28 protein-coding genes are annotated in these 24,658 nt (G+C 47.1%); 10 read left to right on the top strand and 18 right to left on the bottom strand.

Features of this window, described 5'->3' with window-relative positions; translation table 11 throughout:
• Positions 1-9: 9 nt before the first annotated feature.
• The 4 genes from OVA33_RS06850 to spoIIID all read right to left on the bottom strand — a co-directional run bounded on the left by OVA33_RS06850 (position 10) and on the right by spoIIID (position 3,276).
• On the bottom strand, positions 10-831 hold the full coding sequence (locus OVA33_RS06850; RefSeq protein WP_014419076.1) for a flagellar hook-basal body protein: 822 nt from the start codon (positions 829-831) through the stop codon (positions 10-12).
• 24 nt (positions 832-855) lie between these two features.
• Positions 856-1,653, bottom strand: coding sequence for a flagellar hook-basal body complex protein FlhO (locus tag OVA33_RS06845; RefSeq protein ID WP_007614310.1), 798 nt, complete (start codon positions 1,651-1,653; stop codon positions 856-858).
• Between the two features lie 159 nt (positions 1,654-1,812).
• Entirely contained in the window at positions 1,813-2,814 is a 1,002-nt protein-coding gene (gene mbl / locus OVA33_RS06840) for a cell shape-determining protein Mbl (protein ID WP_003151237.1), read from the bottom strand.
• Between the two features lie 180 nt (positions 2,815-2,994).
• The gene (gene spoIIID, locus OVA33_RS06835; protein ID WP_003151236.1) at positions 2,995-3,276 is read right to left on the bottom strand and encodes a sporulation transcriptional regulator SpoIIID; all 282 of its coding nucleotides are present in this window, start codon (positions 3,274-3,276) and stop codon (positions 2,995-2,997) included.
• A 331-nt stretch (positions 3,277-3,607) separates the two neighbouring features.
• On the opposite strand from spoIIID, the gene OVA33_RS06830 reads away from it, so the two are divergent.
• Together OVA33_RS06830 and OVA33_RS06825 are read left to right on the top strand one after the other, a co-directional pair.
• Positions 3,608-4,021: a MarR family winged helix-turn-helix transcriptional regulator gene (locus OVA33_RS06830; protein WP_007407562.1), complete on the top strand. Its 414-nt coding sequence runs from the start codon at positions 3,608-3,610 to the stop codon at positions 4,019-4,021.
• Positions 4,022-4,045: 24 nt separating this feature from the next.
• Positions 4,046-5,242, top strand: a complete 1,197-nt coding sequence (locus tag OVA33_RS06825; protein WP_014419077.1) for an MFS transporter — start codon at positions 4,046-4,048, stop codon at positions 5,240-5,242.
• A 35-nt stretch (positions 5,243-5,277) separates the two neighbouring features.
• Here the strand turns inward: OVA33_RS06825 and OVA33_RS06820 are convergent, their stop codons facing one another.
• From OVA33_RS06820 to OVA33_RS06810, 3 genes are all read right to left on the bottom strand, one after another.
• Complete coding sequence (locus OVA33_RS06820; RefSeq protein WP_021494824.1) at positions 5,278-6,732, bottom strand: NCS1 family nucleobase:cation symporter-1; 1,455 nt, start codon at positions 6,730-6,732, stop codon at positions 5,278-5,280.
• 164 nt (positions 6,733-6,896) lie between these two features.
• The gene (locus OVA33_RS06815; RefSeq protein ID WP_017418757.1) at positions 6,897-8,261 is read right to left on the bottom strand and encodes an MFS transporter; all 1,365 of its coding nucleotides are present in this window, start codon (positions 8,259-8,261) and stop codon (positions 6,897-6,899) included.
• On the bottom strand, positions 8,258-8,824 hold the full coding sequence (locus OVA33_RS06810; RefSeq protein WP_017418756.1) for an isochorismatase family protein: 567 nt from the start codon (positions 8,822-8,824) through the stop codon (positions 8,258-8,260). The genes OVA33_RS06815 and OVA33_RS06810 overlap by 4 nt, the downstream gene beginning before the upstream one ends.
• Before the next feature lie 252 nt (positions 8,825-9,076).
• Between OVA33_RS06810 and OVA33_RS06805 the strand changes: the two genes are divergently transcribed.
• Complete coding sequence (locus OVA33_RS06805; protein ID WP_003151223.1) at positions 9,077-10,288, top strand: ammonium transporter; 1,212 nt, start codon at positions 9,077-9,079, stop codon at positions 10,286-10,288.
• Positions 10,289-10,305: 17 nt separating this feature from the next.
• Positions 10,306-10,656: a P-II family nitrogen regulator gene (locus OVA33_RS06800; protein ID WP_014419080.1), complete on the top strand. Its 351-nt coding sequence runs from the start codon at positions 10,306-10,308 to the stop codon at positions 10,654-10,656.
• 55 nt (positions 10,657-10,711) lie between these two features.
• Here the strand turns inward: OVA33_RS06800 and ftsW are convergent, their stop codons facing one another.
• On the bottom strand, positions 10,712-11,866 hold the full coding sequence (gene ftsW, locus OVA33_RS06795) for a putative lipid II flippase FtsW (RefSeq protein WP_017418755.1): 1,155 nt from the start codon (positions 11,864-11,866) through the stop codon (positions 10,712-10,714).
• 164 nt (positions 11,867-12,030) lie between these two features.
• Here ftsW and OVA33_RS06790 point away from each other — a divergent pair, with 164 nt between their 5' ends.
• Entirely contained in the window at positions 12,031-12,606 is a 576-nt protein-coding gene (locus OVA33_RS06790) for an undecaprenyl-diphosphatase (protein ID WP_017418754.1), read from the top strand.
• A gap of 16 nt (positions 12,607-12,622) precedes the next feature.
• On the opposite strand, the gene OVA33_RS06785 is transcribed toward OVA33_RS06790, so the two are convergent.
• Together OVA33_RS06785 and OVA33_RS06780 are read right to left on the bottom strand one after the other, a co-directional pair.
• The gene (locus tag OVA33_RS06785; protein WP_017418753.1) at positions 12,623-13,045 is read right to left on the bottom strand and encodes a VanZ family protein; all 423 of its coding nucleotides are present in this window, start codon (positions 13,043-13,045) and stop codon (positions 12,623-12,625) included.
• 91 nt (positions 13,046-13,136) lie between these two features.
• Positions 13,137-14,006: a stage II sporulation protein SpoIIQ gene (locus OVA33_RS06780; RefSeq protein WP_017418752.1), complete on the bottom strand. Its 870-nt coding sequence runs from the start codon at positions 14,004-14,006 to the stop codon at positions 13,137-13,139.
• Positions 14,007-14,144: 138 nt separating this feature from the next.
• Between OVA33_RS06780 and OVA33_RS06775 the strand changes: the two genes are divergently transcribed.
• Together OVA33_RS06775 and OVA33_RS06770 are read left to right on the top strand one after the other, a co-directional pair.
• Entirely contained in the window at positions 14,145-14,636 is a 492-nt protein-coding gene (locus OVA33_RS06775) for a GNAT family N-acetyltransferase (RefSeq protein WP_087920810.1), read from the top strand.
• A complete protein-coding gene (locus OVA33_RS06770) occupies positions 14,633-15,082 on the top strand; it encodes a DUF5362 family protein (RefSeq protein ID WP_003151216.1) in 450 nt (149 codons plus the stop codon). Before OVA33_RS06775 ends, OVA33_RS06770 begins: the two co-directional genes overlap by 4 nt.
• A gap of 31 nt (positions 15,083-15,113) precedes the next feature.
• Here OVA33_RS06770 and OVA33_RS06765 read toward each other — a convergent pair whose 3' ends face one another.
• On the bottom strand, positions 15,114-15,551 hold the full coding sequence (locus tag OVA33_RS06765) for a DUF5392 family protein (protein WP_007614328.1): 438 nt from the start codon (positions 15,549-15,551) through the stop codon (positions 15,114-15,116).
• Between the two features lie 220 nt (positions 15,552-15,771).
• Between OVA33_RS06765 and cls the strand changes: the two genes are divergently transcribed.
• The 3 genes from cls to xynA all read left to right on the top strand — a co-directional run bounded on the left by cls (position 15,772) and on the right by xynA (position 18,855).
• Positions 15,772-17,220 (top strand): cardiolipin synthase, encoded by a 1,449-nt coding sequence (cls, locus tag OVA33_RS06760; protein ID WP_017418751.1) that lies wholly within the window; start codon positions 15,772-15,774, stop codon positions 17,218-17,220.
• Between the two features lie 135 nt (positions 17,221-17,355).
• Entirely contained in the window at positions 17,356-17,742 is a 387-nt protein-coding gene (locus tag OVA33_RS06755) for a DUF5362 family protein (protein ID WP_017418750.1), read from the top strand.
• Between the two features lie 471 nt (positions 17,743-18,213).
• Positions 18,214-18,855: an endo-1,4-beta-xylanase XynA gene (gene xynA / locus OVA33_RS06750; protein WP_007407578.1), complete on the top strand. Its 642-nt coding sequence runs from the start codon at positions 18,214-18,216 to the stop codon at positions 18,853-18,855.
• Positions 18,856-19,185: 330 nt separating this feature from the next.
• On the opposite strand, the gene OVA33_RS06745 is transcribed toward xynA, so the two are convergent.
• From OVA33_RS06745 to OVA33_RS06715, 7 genes are all read right to left on the bottom strand, one after another.
• On the bottom strand, positions 19,186-19,590 hold the full coding sequence (locus OVA33_RS06745) for an Rrf2 family transcriptional regulator (protein WP_014419089.1): 405 nt from the start codon (positions 19,588-19,590) through the stop codon (positions 19,186-19,188).
• Positions 19,591-19,731: 141 nt separating this feature from the next.
• Positions 19,732-21,441, bottom strand: a complete 1,710-nt coding sequence (gene ureC / locus OVA33_RS06740; RefSeq protein ID WP_025649372.1) for an urease subunit alpha — start codon at positions 21,439-21,441, stop codon at positions 19,732-19,734.
• A complete protein-coding gene (gene ureB, locus OVA33_RS06735) occupies positions 21,438-21,812 on the bottom strand; it encodes an urease subunit beta (RefSeq protein WP_017418746.1) in 375 nt (124 codons plus the stop codon). Before ureB ends, ureC begins: the two co-directional genes overlap by 4 nt.
• Positions 21,809-22,126, bottom strand: a complete 318-nt coding sequence (gene ureA, locus OVA33_RS06730) for an urease subunit gamma (protein WP_007407581.1) — start codon at positions 22,124-22,126, stop codon at positions 21,809-21,811. The genes ureB and ureA overlap by 4 nt, the downstream gene beginning before the upstream one ends.
• Positions 22,127-22,478: 352 nt before the next feature.
• Positions 22,479-22,667, bottom strand: coding sequence for a CsbD family protein (locus OVA33_RS06725; RefSeq protein WP_003151197.1), 189 nt, complete (start codon positions 22,665-22,667; stop codon positions 22,479-22,481).
• A gap of 74 nt (positions 22,668-22,741) precedes the next feature.
• Positions 22,742-23,221 (bottom strand): hypothetical protein, encoded by a 480-nt coding sequence (locus OVA33_RS06720; RefSeq protein WP_007407583.1) that lies wholly within the window; start codon positions 23,219-23,221, stop codon positions 22,742-22,744.
• Positions 23,222-23,341: 120 nt separating this feature from the next.
• Positions 23,342-24,472: a response regulator aspartate phosphatase gene (locus tag OVA33_RS06715; RefSeq protein ID WP_007407584.1), complete on the bottom strand. Its 1,131-nt coding sequence runs from the start codon at positions 24,470-24,472 to the stop codon at positions 23,342-23,344.
• Positions 24,473-24,658: the final 186 nt, after the last annotated feature.

The following is a 24,658-nucleotide window of genomic DNA, read 5'->3' as shown; positions in this document are numbered from 1 at the left end:
CCCCTTCTTTTATCTGACTGAGTTGATTAAGCCCAGCATTTGGTCTCCCAATGTAATCGTGCGGCTGTTCAGCTGATAGGAACGCTGAGACACGATTAAGTCGGTCATTTCTTTTGACATATCGACATTTGAACTTTCAAGCGCGCCCTGCTCCATGCCGATTGCCTGCCGGTTTGCGCCGGTAAGCTCTTCAATCGCTGAAGCTCCCGCGCCGTTTACGGAAAACAGATTATCCCCTTCCGCATGAAGCGCCTGCGGATTATTGACATTGACGATGCCGAGATTAAACGTCTGCGAACGGGTTCCCGCCTGGTCTGAAGCAGTCAGCGTTCCGGTTTTGCTGATTTTCAGCTGAGTCAGCGAACTGTCAATTTGTATGGGCTGACCGTTCTCATCGAGAATGGGATTGCCTCCCGCTGTCATCAGCTGAAGCAGCCGGTCATTTCCGCCTGCCGGCTTGAGGGAAAGTGAGCCGTCCCTTGTATACACCCGCCGTCCGTCCGCTTCTGCCTGAAGATATTGATAAGGTGATGTGAACGCGATATCAAGGTCACGGTCGGTTTTTTTGATGCTTCCCTGCCCTGAGTCCAGCTGCGGAGTCATGACCGTTCCGGCGCCGAGACGCAGGCCGGGCGGCGTTTTCCGCATGTCCGGCGAATTTTCCTTTTTGTCATCTATATGGTCATACTGCTGTCTGATCAGCTCGGAAAAGCGGGAGTCCCTCGCTTTATAGCCTGTCGTATCACTGTTTGAAAGGTTGCTGCTGACTGTATCCATCTGCTGCTGAAGCTGATTTAAGGCTGTTGAAGCCGTCAGCATTGATCTGAGCATCATAATTGAACGTCCCCCATTTTGTTACACTTTGCCGATTTCATTTGCGGCTTTATCCATGCTTTTATCGTAAGCCTGAATGACTTTCTGATTGGCTTCAAATGATCTGTATGCTTCCGTCATTTCTGTATACGTGCTCGTCACGTCCACGTTCGAAAGCTCCGAGACGCCTTGCTTTAATGAATACGAGACTTGGGGATTCGCCGCCGCGCTCGGCAGTTCAGAGCCGTCGGCCGTGCTGTATAGGTCATTGCCGTCCCGTTTCAGATTGCGCACGTCTTCTTCCATTCTGATATCAATCTGCCCCGCCGGCCGGCCGTTTGTCGTGACCGTTCCGTTTTCTGATACGGTGAATTTTTCATTGTCGACTGTAATCGGCTGTCCGTTTGTTGATAACACAAGGTTTCCGTTTATCGTAAGCTGATTGTTTTCATTTAATGAGAAAGTGCTGCTTTTTGAATAGCGGACGCCTCCCGCGGTCTGCACGGGATAAAACAGCTCGGCGTTTTCATTCGTTTCGGCATTCTTGGGAACCTGATTCTCCATCAGCGCGATATCCGTCGGCTGATCGGTCGTTTTCAGGCTTCCCTGCGTAAACAACGGTTTCAGCTCCTGCATGTATACGCCTGTGTTGACGGAGCCGATTTTCGTTTTTTTATCGCCTTCTATTCGGCTCAGAAGCATCTCGGGAAAGGCGCGGATTGAACCTTGATCCTCTTTGTACCCTGATGTATTCGCGTTTGCGATGTTATTTGACAGCATTTCCGTTCTTCTCTGCTGTGTAATCATTGCGGACGTTGCGGTATATAATCCTTTTAACAAGTCTTCCACCTCTGAAATAGCATTATTTCCAGTTGCCTCACCGGAACATTTGTTCTATAATGAAAATCAGCATTTTTTCTTATTATCGGATTTACATTCCCGTTCGTGAAGGGTTTGACAGAAAAAAACCCCATTCTTTTTCAGAATGAGGTTTTATCATCAGCTCAGTTTGCGTTTTGGAAGCTTGTCCATGTTATCCAGCATGACGCCGGTTCCGACCGCAACACAATCCATCGGGTTCTCAGCGACAAGAACAGGCACCCTCAGCTCTTCGGCAAGAAGCTGGTCAAGCCCGTTTAACAGCGCTCCCCCGCCGGTAATGATAACGCCGCGGTCGATGATGTCAGCGGACAATTCAGGCGGTGTTCTTTCAAGAACCTGCTTGGCGGCCTGCACAATGACGGCAACTGATTCACGAAGGGCTTCTTCTACTTCTTTGCTGTTTACTGTAATCGTTCTCGGCAGACCGGAAACCATGTCACGGCCGCGGATGGTGATTTCTTCATGACGTGCGTCTGGGAAAACCGTTGCGACCTTCACCTTAATATCTTCAGCGGTACGTTCACCGATCAGCAGCTTATACTCGCGTTTGATATAATTTAAGATTTCCATGTCAAACTTGTCCCCAGCCATCTTAATAGAAGAGGAGGTGACAATATCGCCCATAGAAATAACTGCGATATCTGTCGTACCGCCTCCGATGTCAACAACCATGTTACCGCTCGGCTGGAAGATTTCCATACCCGCGCCGATAGCGGCAACTTTCGGTTCTTCTTCAAGGTACACATGCTTTCCGCCGCTTTTTTCAGCTGCTTCTTTAATCGCTTTTTGCTCAACGGATGTAATATTCGTCGGGCAGCAGATCAGCATGCGCGGTTTTGAGAAAAGTCCTTTTACATTCAGCTTATTAATGAAATGTTTCAGCATGGCTTCTGTTACTTCGAAGTCTGCGATTACGCCGTCTTTCAGCGGACGGATCGCAACAATATTCCCAGGTGTACGTCCAACCATTCGTCTGGCTTCTTCACCGACAGCCAGCACTTTGCCGCTGTTTTTATCAAGTGCCACAACGGAAGGCTCATTCAGAACAATTCCTTTTCCTTTTACATGGATCAGTACATTTGCAGTACCGAGGTCAATTCCAATATCCCTTGCAAACATCTATTTATATCCTCCTTGATATCTGTTTCACAGTAAAATATCCACATTGTGCCCTAATTATATATATTATCATAATTTATCAAAAAAAAGCTGCTGAACGATATAAGTTCTTGACAAAATTTTGCGGATATTCGCGAAACCGCCCGGGAGGAGAAAAAAGGGCCCGGCAGACGTCAGGCGCTACGGCTGCTGAACGGGCTCCCCTTCAAGAATTTCATCCTTCTTGTACTTTAATTTCGTCGCCTCTCCCCCTCTTAAATGTCTGATGGATTTATGATAATCGAGTATTTCTTTTACTTCATTCGCCAAGTCAGGATTAATTTCAGGCAGGCGCTCCGTCAGATCTTTGTGTACGGTACTTTTGGAAACACCAAACTCTTTCGCAATGACACGAACGGTTTTTTTCGTCTCCACGATATACTTACCAATCTTGATTGTTCGCTCTTTGATGTAATCGTGCACACCACTCGACCTCCCCAGTTGGATGTGAGAAGTGTGAAATGAGATCCGTATTCTGTAACAAATTCACTGATGATGCAGCTTCTTCGTTGTCCGATTATATAAGAAGGTTTTAGAAATATGCCCACGATCCCTCACCTCAAACACTCTCTTTGATAGGTTTGTAACAGTGTATTAGCAATGAATTGGGAATATGCTAAAAACTCAATAAGGACAAGGGGCGGGTCATAATTTTCTGCTTTTTGAACGGGGGGTTTACATCCGCGCGATCCTGCTGTAGAATGAAACAGCACAATTAGTTACTTAGGTAAGTTTTTTGAAAAGGAGAACGGAAATGATCCACGTCAACAGACGCCTCATTCATCAAATCAATCAATGCGCCCGCCTGATTACGAAGAAAGCCAATGAACGGCTGGAACCATTCGGCCTGTACTCCTCTCAATGGTCAATCCTATATTGCTTAAAAACGATCGGACCGATGACCCAAAAAGAAATCTGGTCCTATCTGAACGTAGAGGCGCCGACCGTTACCAGAACGATCAAACGCCTTGAAGAAAACGGCTGGATTCAGCGGGAACAGGGAGAAGACAAGCGGGAAAAGCTCGTCGTCCTGACGAAGGAAGCTGAATTGAAATACGACAGCATCAATCAAGAGATGCTGAAGTTCGAGGAAGACATGCTTGCGGATTTCCAGGATGGAGATAAGGAAGCTTTTTCTGAGTTTCTGAATGTGTTTTTAACGAAATAATAAAGAAAGGGAAGTGCTGTACTTTTGAGTAAATCTGACTCGATCTGGACCAAAGATTTTATTATGGTCGTACTCGTGAATTTATTTGTCTTTGTGTTCTTTTATACATTTTTGGCCGTGCTGCCTATCTATATGATTCAGGAGCTTGGCGGCAGTGAATCGCAAGGAGGGCTTTTGATCAGCCTGTTCCTGTTATCTGCTATTATCACCCGTCCTTTTTCAGGGGCGATTATTGAACGGTTCGGCAAGAAAAGAATGACGATTGTATCTCTGGCGCTGTTCGCCCTGTCTTCTTATCTGTATTTGCCGATACACAATTTCTATCTGCTGCTCGGACTGCGTTTTTTCCAAGGCATCTGGTTCAGCATTTTAACGACGGTCACGGGCGCAATTGCCGCTGACATTATTCCCGCCAAGCGGCGCGGCGAAGGGCTCGGTTATTTCGCGATGTCTATGAACCTTGCCATGGCGATCGGTCCTTTTCTCGGGCTGAGCCTTGTGAAAGTCATATCGTTCCCGGTTTTCTTTACGATTTTTGCCGTATTTGTTTCTTTAGGCTTGCTGATTGCTTTTATGATTCGTGTGCCGGATCAAAACAACAGCGGAACGACTGTCTTCCGTTTTTCTTTCTCCGACATGTTTGAAAAAGGCGCGCTTAAAATCGCGATTGTCGGGTTGTCCATTTCTTTCTGTTATTCAAGTGTGACTTCATATTTATCCGTTTATGCAAAGACGATCCACCTGTTGGATGTCAGCGGCTATTTCTTCGTCTGTTTCGCAGTGACGATGATGGCCGCCCGTCCTTTCACAGGAAAGCTGTTTGACAGAGTGGGGCCGGGAATCGTCATCTATCCGTCGATTATCGTGTTCTCCGCGGGGCTTTGCATGCTGGCGATGACAAACAGCGCCCTCATGCTTCTCTTGTCCGGTGCCGTAATCGGTCTCGGATACGGCTCGATCGTACCGTGTATGCAGACGCTGGCGATTCAGAACTCGCCCGGACACCGTTCAGGCTTTGCGACGGCTACCTTCTTCACTTTCTTTGACAGCGGGATTGCCGGCGGGTCATATGTATTCGGCCTCTTCGTCGCTTCGGCCGGATTCCATTCGATTTATCTGGCCGCGGGGCTGTTCGTCCTGATTGCATTGCTCCTGTATGGCTGGAGCCAGAAAAAAAGAACGCCGCTTGAAGCGGACGGAAACGTTTCAATCGCAGACTGATATGACAAAAAGCCGGGGACAGCCCCCGGCTTTTTTTATTCGGCCGCTCTTTCCCGCACGATTCGTCCCTCCGCTTTTGCATAAGGAGGATGAATGTACATAAGCGCCGTATAACCGAGACATGACAAAATGACACCCGCAAACCAGGAAATATCATAGATGCCGGCGAACGCCGGGACGTACATCCCGATTAAAGAAATAAACGCGCCGAGAAAGGTTGCGGCAAAGGCCCGGTAATTATAGCCTTTGTAATAAGTGTACTGTCCGGTTTCCGAATAAAGGTCTTCAACTGAGAGCTGCCTTTTTCTGATGATAAAATAATCAGCCATCATCACCCCGGCCACCGGTCCGAGCATCCCGCCGATGAGTCCGAGAAACGCATAAACATTCGTGGCGCTCTCCATCAGCTTCCACGGTATTGTGAACAGAGCCAAAACGGCGGTCAAATACCCTCCCCTCCTGAATGTAATATACTTCGGCAGGACATTCGCCAAGTCATAGGCCGGTGACACGATGTTTGCCGCCACGTTAACCGAGACGGCGGCGATGCAAAGTGTGATGACCGAAAGAGCAATAACGAAAGGATTATCAAACCGGGCCAAAATCTCCACCACATCCCAAATCGGTTCTCCGAATGCTACCTGTGATCCGGATGTCACTGTAATGCTCGCAAACGCAAACAGCGCAAACGTTCCCGGCAGGCCGTAAAACTGGCCGCGAATCTGTTCTTTTTGCGACGCGGCGAACCGGGTGAAGTCAGGGATATTCAGAATCAGCGTCGCCCATATTCCGATAATGCCCGTCACTCCGGCGGCAAACGGCCAAAACGTTTCAGAAAATGTATGGAACTTTCCCGGCTGTGAGTAAATCGGTCCGAGCCCGCCGGCAATATCTATCGCCCACCAGACCATGCCGCCGAAGACGAGATAAACAAGCGGGCCCGCCCACACTTCAAATTTTTTGATTGATTCCATGCCGTGCCGCAGCACAAGCAGATGAATGCCCCAAAAGAAAATGAACGACAGAAAGCCCGGCAGATGAAGCCCGAATATATTCCAATCTCCGCCGAGACTCCCCCAGCCAGGCCATATGTTCAAAAGCAGAATGTGTAAAGCCGTACTCCCGGCAAATGTTTGAATTCCGAGCCACATGATGGCTGTAAACGCCCTGAGAAGCGCCGGAATGTTAGCGCCGTATATTCCGTAAGAAGCCCTGATAATGACCGGAAAAGGCAGGCCGTATTTCGTTCCGGCATGGCCGTTCAAGGCCAAAGCGGCGAACAAAATCAGTGACGCCGTCACGATAATGGCGAGCACCTGCCACGGAGAAAGGCCGATCGCAATGAGCCCGCCCACAGTCGCGTAGGTCGGGATATTATGAATACACCCCATCCAGATGGATGCAAAATTCACTGCTTTCCATGTCCGTTCGCCGTCTTCTAAAGGCAGTAAATCTTTGTTGCTTAGCCGATCACTCGTTGTTTTTGTCATTTTCTCCCTCCCGCATGTACGTTTTCCTTACATCACATGTGAAAAAATATAACTGGAAATTCCGTAAATAACATTGGTCGCTGTCGACAATAATCGTTTTGATTTTTGAGCACATTACACAACAAAAAGAGACGGGGAGAGCCCGTCTCTTTTTGTTGCGCCTGTTAAGAGGCTTTTTTGAGGAGAACCGAAAACCGGAATGCCATCAAAAGGCTTACAGCGCCGACAACGATAAGAATCGTGCCGAGCATATGAAAATGGCCGGCGGTAATTTCTTTTCCGAAAAGAATGCCCAAAATGACAGAAGACAAAATCGAACCGAGATACCGGCAGGTCTGAAACAGGCCGGACGTTGTTCCGACCATGTCGGCGGGGCTCGTTTTCAGCATGGCCGCCTGAAACGTGACATTTCCGAAGCCGTAGCCGACACCCAGCACGGACAGGATCAGCCCTTTTCCTATCATAGGCGCCTGAAGAAAGAAAAACGTTAACAGCACCGCCCCGATCGCTGTCAGGCAGGTTCCGGCAACAATCGGCTGAAGAAGCCCTTTCTTATCTATCCATTTTCCGGTCAGAGGCGACACCAGAATACTCATGCCCGACATAAACAGCATAATCAATCCGCTTGTCTGAACGGACAAATGCATTTCATCCTGAAAATAGCTCGGAAGCCCGAAAAAGATGCAGTAAAAGAATATATTCAGCAAAATAAATTGAATATACACCGACGATAGTTTCCGATGCGTTTTAAACAGCCTGACATCAATAAACGGCTTCTCTGTTTTCAGCTCGCGCCAGATAAACAGCCCGACAAACAAAAGCCCGAATACACCTTCTGTATAATGAGGCTTCGTACTGAAGGACAATAAAAACGACAGGAGAAGGATAATCGCCCCGGCAAACAGGAGTATCCCGATCGTATCAAGCTGGCGGAGCACGCCTTTCAAGCGGCCGATCTCGCGTTTTTCATCTTTCGGAAACATATACATTCCGAGAAAAAAGCTGAGAATGATAAACGGCAGATTGACGAAAAAGATCGCCGGCCACCCTCCCCAAACGATCAGAAAACCGCCGAGAGTCGGACCGAGCGCCGTCATGGCAGATGCAAAGATTGACAGGACGGCCAGCGCCGAAGCCTGCTTCTCCCGTATATTTGAACGGATCAATCCGACGCCGGACGGATATATCGCACTGCTACCGATCGATTGAAAAAGCCGCATGATCAGCAAAGTCATGAAAGTCGGCGCAAACGGCGCGCCGACCGCCGAGACGGCAACAAGCAGAAGCCCGATCAAAAACAGCTTCTTCCTGCCGAGCATATCACCGAGCTTCCCGGTAACAGGCTGCGCCACCGCACTGGCAAGATAAAAGGACGATATCAGCCAGGACACCGTTGTAAACGACAGGTGAAATTCATGCTGAATACTGTGAAGCGCAAGAGAAATCATCGACGAGTTCAATGGGTTCAGCATCGTCCCCGAAGCCACGGCCGTCAAGAACAGGACGCGGCTTTTTTTGGAGATTGTCATTTTGTCTGTGCGATAAATTCTTCCGTCGTCCGGCTTCTGCCGATTTTCGGGAAGATAAACTTGAGTGTCGCTTCATGCTGTTCATCACTGAATGTCGCCATCGCGTCAGTTACGAAAACTTGCTGATATCCGAGCTGAAAAGCTTCCCGCGCCGTGCTTTCCACACCGATGTTTGTCGCAATCCCGCATAACACAATCGTGTCGATTCCCCGTCTTCTGAGCTGAAGGTCCAGGTCCGTGCCGAAAAACGCGCCCCACTGCCGTTTTGTTACCTTATAATCGTTTTCTTTCACTCCGATTTCAGGCACAAATTCAGCCCAATCCGCCGGCGGAGCCGAATGGCCCGCCGCCTCTTCATCCGTCAGCGGCTTCAGCGCATCCGCTCCGTCATGAAAATCCACGTTCACAAAGCTGATAAATCCGCCTTTTTCCCGGAACACATCAATTAATTTTTTCGCGTTCGGCACAACGGTACCGCTTTTATCCATCGGCACAATACCTTTTTGTAAATCAATAATGACCAAAGCCGTTTTTTCAAATTGCAGATTCAATGATGTTGTCATAATGATTCCTCCTGATGCAGTTAGTGTTTCTCACCCCGTTTATTTTACTCTTTCCCGGACAGGATTTCTTCCGCCATGCTCCGGCGCTCTTTTTATGGATATAAAGTCGCATGACACCCCTTTGAAAAAGCGACATTATGAACGCAAAAAACCATGTTAGATAACCTTACACGAAAATGTTTTATCGTTCTTTTTTCTCTATAATAATGAATTAATCACGATTACATTTTGAATGAGACGGAGGAATACAACATGCAGATGGGCGATACAGTATTTATGTTCTTTTGCGCTTTACTCGTGTGGCTGATGACCCCCGGGCTGGCTTTGTTTTACGGCGGAATGGTAAAAAGCAAAAACGTGCTCAGCACGGCGATGCACAGTTTTTCTTCCCTCGCCATCGTATCCGTCGTTTGGGTTTTGTACGGATATTCACTTGCTTTTGCCCCCGGGAATACATGGCTTGGCGGGATTGAATGGGCCGGGCTGAAGGGGGTCGGCTTTGAACCCGGAAGTTACAGTGATACGATCCCGCATTCATTATTCATGATGTTCCAAATGACGTTTGCCGTACTGACGACGGCCATTATTTCCGGAGCATTTGCTGAACGCATGAGATTCAGTGCTTTTCTTGTATTTTCCTTTTTGTGGGCTTCCCTCGTATATACGCCCGTTGCGCATTGGGTATGGGGCGGCGGCTGGATCGGCCAAATGGGCGCTCTTGACTTCGCAGGCGGAAACGTCGTCCACATTTCTTCCGGGGTCGCCGGGCTCGTGCTGGCGATTGTGCTCGGGAAACGCAAGGACGGCACGGCGGCTTCGCCTCACAACTTAATTTACACGTTCTTGGGCGGGGCGCTCATTTGGTTCGGATGGTTCGGCTTCAATGTCGGCAGCGCCCTCACGCTTGACAGTATCGCGATGTTTGCCTTCATTAACACAAACACCGCGGCTGCGGCCGGAATTATCGGCTGGATTTTAATCGAATGGATGCTGAACAAAAAACCGACCATGCTGGGCGCTGTATCAGGCGCTATTGCCGGGCTTGTCGCCATTACGCCGGCTGCCGGGTTCGTTACGCCGTTCTCTTCCATCGTAATCGGCTTCATCGGCGGGCTTGTCTGCTTCTGGGGCGTTTATTGGCTCAAAAAGACTTTCGGTTATGATGATGCGCTTGACGCTTTCGGCCTGCATGGAATCGGGGGGACATGGGGCGGCATCGCGACCGGTTTATTCGCCACCACTTCCGTCAATGACGGCGGGGCAAACGGGCTGTTTTACGGCGATCCGGGACTGCTCTGGAAGCAGATTGCGGCCATTGCGGCGACCTATGTATTTGTATTTATTGTCACTTTCGTTATCATTAAAATTGTAGGTCTGTTCATTCCCCTGCGCGCCAGTGAAGAAGAAGAGTCACTCGGGCTTGATTTAACGATGCACGGGGAAAAAGCATATCAGGACTTATAAAGTGAGGAGTGGCTTAGATGAGCGGTCAAATGTTCAAGGTAGAAATCGTTACGCGTCCGGCTAAGTTTGAAACATTAAAACAGGAACTCGGTAAAATCGGAGTCACATCGCTGACCTTCTCCAACGTACACGGCTGCGGCCTTCAAAAAGCCCACACCGAACTATACCGCGGAGTCAAAATTGAAAGCAATGTATATGAACGGCTGAAAGTGGAAATCGTTGTCAGCAAGGTCCCCGTTGATCAAGTGGTGGAAACGGCGAAAAAAGTGCTGAAAACGGGAGAGCCCGGAGACGGAAAAATATTCGTCTATGAAATCGGAAACACGATTAATATCCGCACCGGAGAAGAAGGACCAGAAGCTTTATAAACAGACAGAACGCCCGGAGACAGCATATCCCGGGCGTTTTTTTTTTCGGACTCCATTAAAAAGAAGAAACCTTTTTTTCATGCGGGACAGGCCGCTTATGCCGTACGGGTTGTTTTTTCGCATATGTACTGATATTGACCAGTATGCCGCACAAAAACAGCGTCATAATCAATGAAGAACCGCCGTAGCTGATAAACGGAAGCGGCACACCGGTAACCGGGAGGAGTCCACTCATCGCTCCCAAATTCAATACAACCTGAAACATTAATTGAAACGTAATTCCGATGGCAAGAAGCTTCCCGAACGGGTCATCAGCCCGCACGGCCGTTTTTACGCCGAGAAGCATTAACGCAAAATATAATCCCAAAACGATCAGAACACCGAATATCCCCAGCTCTTCGCTGATCACGGCCATAATGAAATCAGTATGCGCCTCAGGCAGATAGTTCATTTTTTCAACACTGTTTCCAAGCCCTCTTCCGAAAAACCCGCCTCCGGAAATAGCAAAATAGGATTGAATCAGCTGATAGCCGTCCCCGTTCGTGTCACCAAACGGATTGGTAAAGGAAACGAGGCGCTTCACACGATAGGAAGCGGAAAATGCGAGATAAACAACCCCGGACACCGCCGTCGCGCCGAGCACGAACAGATGGCGCTTTTTCAAGCCGGCACATAATAAAATCGACCCGCACGCCGCCAGGATTAAGGAAGCCGTCCCTAAATCAGGCTCCGCCAATGTCAGCAGAAAAGCGGTCCCCAAAATCACTAAAGGCGGCAGAACCCCTTTCACAAATTGATGAATGTACGGCTGCTTTTTCGTATAAATCGAAGCGAAATACAAAATCATCGCGATCTTCGCCAATTCAGACGGCTGTACGACAACCGGGCCCGCTCCCAGCCACCTGCGGGAAAAATTCCGCTCCAGCCCGATTCCCGGTATCAATACGAGCAGCAGCAATACCAGCGAACCGACCACAAACAGCGGTACAAGCCGCGCATACCGCTTATACGGCAGACAGGCGGCAAATAGAAATAAGCATAATCCGATCAGTAAAGAGGTACTTTGTTTATGGAAGAAATAGGATGGATCTCCGTACCGCTGAGACCCCATCACATCACTGGCGCTGTACACCATTAACAAGCCGAATCCGCAAAGCAGCATAATGACAAACACAAGCGGCAGATCGGCATTTTTCAAACGTTTCAGCAACGGACAAAACTCCTTCGGCTATTCTTTTCCCGCATACTTGACGCACAGTAATACAGTCACGTTTCATTCTGTTTACTTTTTTATGATTATTTTTAATACCAATTGTGTCTCATAGAAAAAAGCATTACACTGTTCATATAAAATAAAGATAAAAGGTGATATTTGTGAATTACGAACTGTTTAAAGCGATCAATGGTTTGTCGCACCATAGCGCCATTCTCGACTCTATCATGGTATTTATAACGGAATACGCCATTTACGCCTACGCCCTTTTCCTGCTTGCCATGTGGCTGTTCGGAAGCACAAAAGGCAGACAAAACGCCCTGTACGCGGGCTTCACGGGTGTTGCGGCGCTTATCGTCAACTACCTCATCACGAAGATCTATATCGAGCCGCGCCCCTTTGTCGAGCATACGGTTCATACACTGATCCCTCATGCCGCGGATGCTTCATTTCCGAGTGACCATACGACAGGCGCTTTGGCGATTTCAATTGCGATTCTGTTCCGCAACAAAAAACTCGGCTGGCCGCTTGTGATTTTCGGCCTTTTGACCGGCTTCTCAAGAATTTGGGTCGGCCACCACTATCCGATCGATGTGCTCGGAAGCATTATCGTTTCCCTCATTGTCGGATTCCTGCTGTTCAGATTTTCAAATGTGCTTCGTCCGATTGTCGATCTGATCGTGCGAATCTATGAAAGTATCGTTCATAAAAACAAATCGACAAACCATAATATATAAAAAAAGCCGGCGTCTGTCACAGACTGCCGGTTTTTGTATGTTTGGCTGTATGCTTTTTCCTTTGTAAAGCACAGAATGCGGCAATGCCGAGACTGTCAATCAGCACATCGCGGAGGCATCCGTTTCTGCCGAAAAAGAGCTGGACGATTTCTGTCAGGAAAGCGGCGGCCAATGCATACAGCACCGCCCTCTTCATGCGCCTGCGCTCCCTGAAAAACAAATAGGCGAGCACAAAAAATGAAAACGCGTGCCCAAGCTTTTGAATCGCCGCTTCCGGTATGGCGAGCTCCGCCATATTGAACACAAAGAAACCGGACACATCCGGATGGGACGTGAAACGGAAGGACACCGTCTGCGACACAATCATATCGTGAAAGCTTTCAGTCAAAGCAGAAACGAAAACAAAGACGAGCCACCCGGCCGCCAGACATTTATTCATTCAGCATCTCCTTCGTTTTCTACTAGTATAAAGGCACATGCGGCAATATGAAAAGCGCCTATCAGAGCTGATAGACGCTTTGGGATCAAGATTACTTGCCCGAATCTTTCATTGAGCCGTCATCTTTACCATCTGTCTTGTCTTTTGTGCCGTCTTCTTTGTCACCTGGTTTTTCTTCGGTTTCTTTTTTAGGCGTCACATCTTTTTTCTCGGAAGACTGCTGAATTGACCCTTCCGTTTCTTCTGTTACAGCGTTTTTCTCTTCAGCCGCCGCTTTTTCAATTGATGTTACCGGCTTGTCCATAAAATTGAGCGGGTTCATCGCTACGCCGTCCTTGCGGATTTCAAAGTGCACGTGATTTCCGCTTTCTTCACTGTAAAGATTTTTTCCGGATTTACCGATGACCTGGTTCTGCTTTACTTTGTCGCCCTGGTCCACGCTGACTTCAGATAAAGACTGATAGACAGTAGACAGGCCGTCTGAGTGTTCAATTTCAACCACATACCCCAGTACAGGGTCTTTAGCAGCTTTAACAACCGTACCGCTCAGAGAAGCAGAAACATCAAATGATTTTCCGTCTTTCTCAGCTAAGTCAATTCCTTTACTGAGGCTGTACGTGTTATTATAGTTAACAAGTGCTGCTTCTTTCTCTTTTTTTGCGGCATCAGATTCGTAAAACTTTTTCACAACAGAAACATTTTCAGAATGAGCAGCCGGCATTGCGACGTTTTCCATTGACTTGCCTACTTCGACGGCATCGTCTTTGCCGCTGTCATACGCGGAGTTTCCGCCGTTGTTCGTCAGATTGTCCTTCACATCATTCGAAACGGATTGATACCAAAGGACAGCTGTTAAAATGACGGCCGCACTGACTAAGTAGATTGCAGGGAATATCCAGCGTTTGCGAAAAAACCGCTGAAGTTTTTTGACTTGAGAAGTTTTCTTTTCTTCCTCTCTCATTTGTTCATCACCTCAGCAACATTCTGAACACTTTTCTGAAAATATATACACATCCATAAAAAACTTTTTTGGAAATAGTATGTGCAGATTGCACTTATTTATGTAATGAAATGTGAAGGGAGATCCCGGAATATGAATTTGACCCTGCGCAAAGCCGTATTGGAGGATTTAGATGCGGTGGTGGCCATTTACAACTCGACGATTGCCTCACGAATGGTAACGGCTGATACGGAAGAAGTAACGCCCGCAGACCGGATGGATTGGTTTCTGCGGCACACGGACCGGCGCCCGCTGATGGTCGCGGAAGATGAAACCGGCAAAGTGGCGGCCTGGATCAGCTTTGAAACGTTTTACGGCCGTCCGGCCTATGACAAAACGGCGGAGATCAGCATCTATCTGCATCAGGATTGCCGCGGCAAAGGAGCAGGAAGCTTTCTGCTGAAAGAAGCCCTGGCACTCGCTCCGGCAATCGGCATCCGCAGCCTGATGGCTTTTATCTTCGGACATAATGTGCCGAGCATTAAGCTGTTTGAAAAATTCGGTTTTACCGAATGGGGCGTATTCCCGGGTATCGCCGAAATGGACGGAAAACGATATGACTTGAACATTTTAGGGAGAGAACTGTCATGATCACCATCGATAAAGACAAAGACGAAAACCAGCCGCTCAATAAAAAAGCCCGTTCCCTTGCCGACATCGCCAAATGGGGAAAGATCACCGCCGTGTTTCTGATCATCACGGGCTCTCTTTCCGCTCTGTCAGCCATTGTGACGCTGCTCGGAGCCATTCCAGGTGTTCTGCTCATCATTTCCGGCGTCATGCTGATGCGCTCGGCAAAAGCGGCTGCCGCCCTTCAGGAAGGACTAGAAGAAAACGCGGAAGAAAATATGCTTGCACATTACGCGTCATTTATCAAAATGCAGTTTTTTTACGCGGCATCCAGTGTGGTACTGGGCATTCTCGCTTTTATTTTAGTCGTCATCTTCGCTGTCATCGGAATTATGGCTTATTACAGCACTGATACGTATGACACGCCTGATTCATATTACTATGAGAACGACCCTGTGTTTGAATGACAAAAAGAGCTGATCGCGCGTCAGCTCTTTTTTAATAAAGCATTTCTTTTTTCCGGTCTTCTTCCGTTAAAAATTCAATAAAGCTCTTCATCGCAGACGGCTCCTCGGCAATCAGCCGGGTATAGGCGCTTTTCCGTTCCTCAGACAGAATATCGCTTTTTCTGATCCTGTTCAGCATATAAAGGCGGATCGTTTTTTGCACCTGTTTCCGCTGATAGCCGGCTTCCTTAAAAAACGCAAGACCCAGAGCCGCAAGGAGGGCAAAAATGCCGGCCGATACGAGAGCTCCTCTCCCGGAAGGGGCCTGAATTAAAAGCGATGCCAGATGAAACAGACTAAAAGCGGCGAGCGGGAAAGCAAGAAAACGGTAAATGATGCTTTTTTTCATCAGCGGCGCGATGGCGATTTGTATTTTCTGAATTTCTTTTTTTATGAATCCCGGCAATTGTTCCGCATGCTCCAGCTTCATGCCCTCTCCCCTTTGCTGTCATTTTTGTCTTCTTTTTCATATATGCATATTTTACCGCACCCGGAACTTTCTTTGAAAGAAAACTGCATTCATCTTTGATTCCGGCTCTTTATTCTTTCAAAATGTCAATGTTATAATTTGAAATGGGAATCAGATTGCTGCACTTGTCGGAATACTAATGGGCACAGTCTTGATAAATATGATATAGCGGGGTTGCAAAGTGAGCATTTCATTTATTTTATTCGGATTTTTTTTCGTTTTAAATATACTTTTGGCCGTCATCATGATTTTCAAAGAAAGACGCGATGCCAGCGCTTCATGGGCTTGGCTCTTGGTTCTTTTTTTTATTCCCATTTTAGGGTTTATTTTATACCTGTTATTCGGCCATAACCTGAGACGCAAGCATCTGTTTCAATGGGAAGACCGTAAAAAAATCGGGATAGAAAAGCTGCTGAAGTCTCAGCTGAAAGACCTGAAGTCGAGGCAATTCCAATTTAACAACAGGGCGACTGTGGATAATAAAGACCTCATCTATATGCTTGTCATGAACAACCACGCAGTCTTTACAGAGGATAATTCGGTGGAGATTTTAACGGACGGGCGCGATAAGTTCAAACGCTTAATGAAGGACATTTCCAACGCAAAAGATCACATTCACCTTCAATACTATATTTATAAAGGTGATGAACTGGGAAAAAAATTGCGCAATGCCTTAGTGAAAAAAGCACGGGAAGGCGTAAAGGTCAGAGTGTTATATGATGAACTCGGTTCAAGATCACTCAGAAAAAAATTCTTCAAACCGCTGCGGGACGCCGGCGGCCATGTGGAAGTCTTTTTTCCTTCCAGGCTTCGTCCGATTAATTTGCGGCTCAATTATCGGAATCACCGCAAGCTCGTCATCATTGACGGCGAAACCGGCTATGTCGGCGGCTTTAACGTCGGAGATGAATATCTCGGCCTGAATCCGAAATTCGGCTACTGGCGCGATACGCACCTCAGGCTTCAAGGCACGGCGGTACACGCCATTCAGACACGGTTTATCCTCGATTGGAACCAAGCCTCCCATCATCATACGCTCACATACGTTCCGAATCATTTTCCGGAATGCGAGCCGAAGGGCAATGTCGGGATGCAGATTGTCACGAGCGGACCGGACTCAGAATGGGAACAAATTAAAAACGGCTATATCAAGATGATCTCAACGGCCAAACGGTCGATCCTGATTCAGACGCCTTACTTTATTCCTGACTCAAGTCTTTTAGATGCCCTCAGGATCGCCTGTCTGTCAGGCATCGACGTCAAAATCATGATTCCGAACAAGCCGGATCACGCTTTCGTTTACTGGGCGACTTTATCTTACATCGGCGATCTTTTGAAAGCCGGAGCCTCAGTCTACATTTACGATAACGGCTTTATTCATGCAAAAACGATTGTCGTTGATGATGAGACGGCTTCCGTCGGTACGGCGAATATCGACGTCAGAAGCTTCAGACTTAATTTTGAAGTCAACGCCTTTATTTATGACGTCACCATCGCGAAAAAACTCATTTCCTCATTTAAAGAAGATCTGCTCGTCTCCAGAAAATATACGTATGAAGAATATCAGGAGCGTTCGCTGCAGATCCGCATTAAAGAATCGATTTCAAGACTTCTTTCGCCGATTTTGTAATTCCCGGGGTGTTTCTCGGGAATTTTCTGATACAAAAACGGACACGGCATGAAAAAACACATTTTATATTCAAAAGAATGACCGAATAGTGTATAAATGAAAAGTGAGTATTTTTTTGTAAAGGAGTGCCATAGTTTGAAACCTGAATCAGTGAATCGTTCGCTTATTTCTATTTCGAAGTGGGGAAAAGCGACAGGTATTTTATTTATTATTATAGGCGCGTTTGCGGCGCTTTCGGGCGCGTTTTTCTTTTTAATCGGAGCCATTCCCGGCGTTTTGCAGATCATTGCCGGCATTTTTCTGATGCGCTCGGCAAATGAAGCGGGACAGATGGCGGAGCAGTTCAATGAACTGACAGAGGAACATATGCTGGAGAATTATGCAAAGTTCGTGAAAATGCAGGGGATCTACCTGATTGTGACGGTCGGCTTGTCCGTTCTCGGTATCGTTCTCTTCATTGTCCTCATGACGCTCGGCATCGTGGACGACGCGTTTAATAATATTGATGCCAATACATATTAAAAAGAAAATCCCGGCGCATCCGCCCGGGATTTTTTCTTATTCCGCTTCTTCGGTAACGGTAAAGTTTTTCTGCTTTGGATTTGCCAATACGGCGAACAGCATTGACGCTGTATGCTCCAGCGCGCTTTCCGTTCGGGTCATGGACTCCGTGCTCTCAAGGTCTTGTAAATTCTCGCCTGCTGAAGCGCTGTATGCAGATATTCTTTCGGCAAAAAAGTTTTTTCAAATAAAACTTTTCCTCAGAGTTTCAACTGAAATCACTCAGTTCTGCGAAATAAGGCTATGGCGGTACAAGACCACTCATCATACAGTTTTTTGGGTCTTTGTAATTAAATAACAATTGTTCTTAATATTCACTCATGTATTCATGCTATTATATTGAAAGGAACGATCAAAAGCGTTGGCGTTTGTTAAATATTTACGAGTGCTGCCTCATGTCAAAGTCAGAAAAAATAGTATAGGAGGTAACATATGTTTAAGTTTAAAAAGAAATTCTTAGTGGGATTAACGGCAGCTTTCATGAGTATCAGCATGTTTTCGGCAACCGCCTCTGCAGCTGGCACAGATTACTGGCAAAATTGGACTGACGGGGGCGGAACAGTAAACGCAGTCAATGGCTCTGGCGGGAATTACAGTGTTAATTGGTCTAATACCGGGAATTTCGTTGTTGGTAAAGGCTGGACTACAGGCTCGCCATTTAGAACAATAAACTATAATGCCGGTGTTTGGGCGCCGAATGGCAATGGATATTTGACTTTATATGGCTGGACGAGAGCACCTCTCATCGAATATTATGTGGTGGATTCATGGGGTACTTACAGACCTACCGGAACGTATAAAGGTACTGTAAAGAGTGATGGAGGTACATATGACATATATACAACGACACGTTATAATGCACCTTCCATTGATGGCGATAACACTACTTTTACGCAGTACTGGAGTGTCCGCCAGTCGAAGAGACCGACAGGAAGCAACGCTGCAATCACTTTCAGCAATCATGTTAACGCATGGAAGAGCCATGGAATGAATCTGGGCAGTAATTGGGCTTATCAAGTCTTAGCGACAGAAGGATATAAAAGCAGCGGAAGTTCTAATGTAACAGTGTGGTAACAGCTCATCTTTAATTAGGGGCAGCTAACGGGCTGCTGATCGTTCCTTGAGACATTTTATAATGATTATTAAGAGGCGAACGGTTTTGGCATTGCTGGAAGCAGGATATCATTTTTTGTTTAACTTGCTCACAGCTGACACCTTCACATAAGCCTTAAGCAAAATAAAAATATCCCGGTAACCGCCTCCTTTAGTTTCGGAGGATTTTTTCATTAAACAGATCGCAATCCCGCATCCAGGCTTGTCTGAATATGGAGCCAATACCGTGATTTCCTCATTACCTCTTGTAACCATTTTTGTTACACCGATAGCGGGATGAACCATCTCTTTTTAACAAAAGAGATGATTCATTACATCATAAAGGGACTTGCTCGCAAGTTCATTCTCCATTGCCCGCTGTACGCTTCCGAACGTCTCATCAAGCGCACGCTGCATATTTTTGCCGACCGGACAGTCGGGGTTCGGATTGTCGTGAACCGCAAAAAGCTCTTCCTTATTCTGCACAGCCCTGTAAACCTCTAAGAGGGTGATCTCCGACGGATCTTTTTTCAGGCTGGCTCCCGGAACACCCGCCCGGGATGTCAGAATACCCGCTTTTTTCAGCTGGCTGATCGTTCTCCGCACGACGACGGGATTGGTGTTTACGCTGCCCGCAATCATGTCCGATGACGCCCGTTCATCCGTTGAGATCAGCGATAGAATGTGAATGGCCACAGCAAGACGGCTGTTAATCATGTTTTTCACCACCGTTGTAACCGTAATAGTTACATTTCATTTGTTTGTCAACTACTAATATACACTAAAACGGGCGGCAGGATGAAATCAAGTTGGCAATAGAGGTGTAAACAGGCCGGCGGGAAACCGGCCGGAGAGGGATTAAAATAAGAAATAACGCTGTCCGAGCGGAACATAGCTGACAGGCTGGCATGCCAGCTCTTCTCCGTCGGCGAACACCTGATAGGTTTTCGGATCGACTTGTATATTCGGCATCGCGTCATTCAGCTTCATGTCGAGCTTACTCAGCTTACGGATATTCCGTACGGGAGAAATCATTTTTTCAAGGCCGAGCTTTTCCGGCACACCGTTTGCGATACCGGCCTGGGACATAAATGTAATAGAGGTATTTCGGTTTGCTTTACCGTATGATGCGTACATCTGCCGCATAAACACGGGCTTAGGCGTCGGAATGGAAGCATTCGGATCTCCCATCTGGGCGCGGGCGATCATGCCGCCTTTGAGCACAAGTTCAGGTTTGACGCCGAAGAAAACCGGGTCCCATAGTACGAGGTCGGCGAGCTTCCCTTTTTCAACGGAACCGACTTCATGGCTCAGGCCGTGAGTGACGGCCGGGTTGATCGTGTATTTGGCGATATAGCGTTTGGCGCGCACATTGTCATTGCCGTTTTCTCCTGATAGAGCGCCGCGCTGCTTTTTCATTTTATCGGCAACCTGCCATGTCCGGATAATCACTTCTCCCACCCTGCCCATCGCCTGCGAGTCAGATGACGTCATGCTGATCGCGCCGATATCGTGCAGAATATCCTCCGCCGCAATGGTGGCCGCTCTGATGCGTGAATGACTGAACGCCACGTCTTCAGGCACTTTTGAATCTAAATGATGGCAGACCATCATCATATCAAGATGCTCGTCCATTGTGTTGACGGTATACGGAATCGTCGGCGTCGTAGAGGACGGCAGGATATTGGCGTAAGATGCGAGTTTCATAATATCCGGTGCGTGGCCTCCGCCGGCTCCCTCTATGTGATATGTATGGATAACCCGGTCGCCGATCGCATCAAGCGTATTTTCTAAAAAGCCCGCTTCATTTATCGTGTCTGTATGGATCGCCACCTGAATGTCCGCCTCATCCGCTGCTTCCATGCAAGCTTTAATGGCGCTTGGCGTTGATCCCCAATCTTCATGCAGCTTCAGGCCGATCGCGCCTGCTTCCACCTGCTCGATCAGCGGCGCTTTATCGGATGCATTCCCTTTTCCTAAGAAACCGACGTTGATCGGAAACTCCTCGGCCGCTTCCAGCATTCTCGACATGTACCATGCACCGGATGTACAAGTCGTCGCTTTACTTCCCGTCGCAGGACCCGTTCCGCCGCCGAGAAGCGTGGTCACGCCTGAAGAAAGCGCGACTTCCATCTGCTGCGGGCAGATAAAGTGGATATGCGTATCCACCCCGCCGGCCGTTACGATTTTCCCTTCGCCGGAAATGACTTCTGTTCCGGCACCGATAATCATGTACGGGTCCACCCCATCCATGATATCAGGATTGCCGCTTTTTCCGACGCCGACAATCCGGCCGTCCTTCACCCCGATATCCGCCTTGACGATTCCGGTATAATCCAGGATAACGGCGTTTGTAATGACCAGATCAAGCGCTCCGTCTTTCCCGGTGATACGCCCGTTCTGCCCCATGCCGTCCCGGATTGTTTTCCCTCCGCCGAAAATCATTTCTTCACCGTAATTCGTGAAATCTTTTTCGACTTCAATCCATAAATCCGTATCTCCGAGTCTGACTTTGTCTCCCGTTGTCGGTCCGAACAGTTCTGCGTATTGCTCACGTGACATTTTCATCGGATCGCCTCCTCCATCCATCCGGCTTTTTTAAGATTTGACAGAGTCTTCTCTTTTCCCCGCTCATCCATATACGTATCGGCCATGCCGTTCAGACCTCTGACCGTTTTTCGCCCTCCGATTTCCACGAGCGTGACGGTTTTCTCTTCTCCCGGTTCAAAACGGACAGATGTGCCTGACGGGATATCAAGGCGCATGCCGATTGCTTTGTCCCGATTGAAGGAAAGGGCGCCGTTGGCTTCGGCAAAATGAAAATGCGATCCTATCTGCACTGACCGTGTTCCGTTATTGGTGACTGACACCTCCAGCGTCTTCCGGCCTTCATTAATGGTGATGGTCCCCTTTGCGACTTGAATCGCTCCCGGCTTCATGACTTCACCTCCGCTTTGATCGGCTGATGAACGGTGACAAGCTTAACCCCGTCCGGGAACGTCGCTTCCACCTGAATGCTGTCCAGCATTTCCGGAACGCCTTCCATAACGTCTTTTTCCGTCAATACATTGCGGCCGGATTCCATCAGCTCAGCAACGCTTTTTCCGTCTCTCGCGCCTTCCATCAGATAACAGGTCAAATATGCGGCGGCTTCGGGATAATTCAGCAGAACGCCGCGCGCCTTCCGCTGCTTAGCGAGCTCTCCCGCCGTAAAAATAAGCAATTTTTCTTGTTCAACCGGTGTCAGTTTCATCTGTATTCCCCCTTAGTGATAGTCAAACACAATCCGCATGTCATACCGAAACGATGCAGGCGGCCGTCACCCCCTTCACCTCATGAAATGTTAAGTGATAAAAGTTATTCGACGGTGAACGGCCCGATTCCTTTTGCAGAAATTACCGATTTCTCATTTTTTTCTTCAACAAACGTTTAATCAAATGTGAAGAAAGGTTACATTCTATGTGAATATTATAAAGAAATTGCCGGGGAATTTATAGAATATTTCAAAATTTAGTGAATATTAACCAAATGAACTGGAATTTTTGTCATTTCTCATAACAAAAAGCCCAAAATATTTTGGGCTTTTGCTGTGTTTCACTATCAAATTAATCATCACTGAGTTTATCTTTCGTTTTGCCGACACCCTTTTGCAGGCTGCCTTTCGCTTTGTCTTTTTTACCTTCCGCTTTTAAGTCGGACTTGTTTGCCATGTCGCCTGCTTTGTCCTTTGCTTCCCCTTTCATTTTGTTCATGCCGCCTTTTACTTTGTCTTTTAAACCGTTATCTTCACTCATGATCTCTTCAGCTCCTTTTTTGTTCTGTGTACTTGTTTTCTTCCCTTTCAGCCCGAACACAAACATGTAAACTCTCAATTATTGATTTCACAGCGTTCCCCGTAGCGGAGCACTTTGTAAACAGCCAATCCGTCTGACAGCTTATTATCCCCGTATTGCACCGGCAGAAGAGCAAAGAAAACATAATAAGTTGAAAAATAGACAAATTGGTAAAAAAATAAGTTTGGCTCGAGGACATCTTTTATGATCAGCAGATTTATTAAAAAGATAGAAGCGAGATTAAACAGACAGCCTCCGGAATAGACGAGCGCGCTCGTCAGGCGGTTATCTATCCGCAATTCGCCGAACTTGCAGAAAGAATCTATGAAGTAGATACGCCGAACCTGAATCGGCCCTACTTTTAGAAGACGTTTCCCCATTCCGATATCCAATGACGCCTTGCCTCCGAACAGCATGGCCATAAAGCTGTGCCCCGACACATGGATGACAGACACCATCGGCAGAATGATGAGAAAAGAAACGAAAAACTTTATCATATCATTGAATCCGAACAACAAATCCCCCCCTCGCATATGCTTTTTTCTCTCTTTTGCGATTTTTCCGTTTTTTTCTATGATCAAACGTTATAATGTGCATAAAAAAATAACCATCTGCTGATCAGATGGTTAAGAAAATTATATATCGTATAAACACTGTTCTTTTTGAATGTTTTCTCTCATGCGAATCGCTTTTTCATAAAAATACGCCGCTTCTTTATATTGCTCATGTGCGCTTGTGTAAACGGCGGCCTCCAAGGCGAAATCTTCAATATACACATACAGCGATTTTTCATTCATATAGTCAAACACTTCATGGATTAAATCCATATTGAGTGACTCCAAATAAAGCGCTTGTAAAAACTTATACTTCTCTAAACTGAATCGATCGCCCCGTTCTTTCGCGATCATGACCCCTCTTTCATAATAGGTAAGGGCCGCTTGGTCATCATGCAGCCTGAAAAGGGTGTGCGTTAAGCTGAACAGCGCCTTCGGAAGCTGTTCAAGCTGATGCTCTTCAAAAACGGGAACCGCTTTTCTAAAGTACCGGGCCGCTTCATCCAGATCTCGCTTTTCAGAATAACAATTCCCCAGATTGTAAAGCGAAGACCCGATCAGGCGGGGCTGTCCTTCAAGCAAAGAAAGGCGGAGGGCTTCGTCTAAATGCTCAAGCGCTTTGTCGTAGTTTTTGCAGTCGATGTAGTTTCCTGAGATGACGAAATGGCATTGAATTCTCCGCACTCTGTAGAAATCGTGTTTCATATACGTATCCAGCGCCTGAATCCCGTGATTCATGGAAAAATGAGTCTGCTTCATGACATAAAACACTTCAGACATCTTGAAATGGAATTCCGCCCTCTCTATATCATCCTCGACAAATGAAAGGAGTTTTTCCGCTTTCCGGTAAAAAGAAATAGCCGCAACATAGTTATTGTGATCGAATTCATACATCCCTCTGAACAAATGGAAATAATACTCAGACAGTCCCGATATGCTGTCCGTGCTTTCGATCGTCTTTTGCAGCTCGCTGTACTGAATCTGTGATTGTTCGGTGCATTCCGGCTTGACGTAATCAAGCATAATATGATGGCGGTAGCTGATCAGCTGATAATATAACAGCAGCAGCTGGTCTTCCTCCATACGTTGTATATCCTCATCAATTTCCTCTTTCAGCTTTATGGCATCAGCCGCTTGAAACGCTAAAATGTGCTTGTACCATTTGTTGATCTTGACTCCAACTTGAGATGACGGAATCTCGTATGCGGTCATGCCCCTTTCACAACCTTTTCTAATTTCTATTGGTTATATTTTAACATATTGTATGGCTTTGGAATTGCATAACTTGATTGTCCTGCATCAAAATTCCTATCATATATTTCGGCTGTCACCGGTATTTTTTGAACAGACCGCTCTCATATTGTGAATAAAAAAGCCTGCCCTTGTCCGGGCAAGCTT

The sequence above is a fragment of the Bacillus sp. KICET-1 genome, assembly GCF_027721405.1.
Taxonomy (GTDB): domain Bacteria; phylum Bacillota; class Bacilli; order Bacillales; family Bacillaceae; genus Bacillus; species Bacillus velezensis.
The sequence above is the reverse complement of the archived record's forward strand: the minus strand, read 5'-3'. Positions and strand labels throughout refer to the sequence as shown.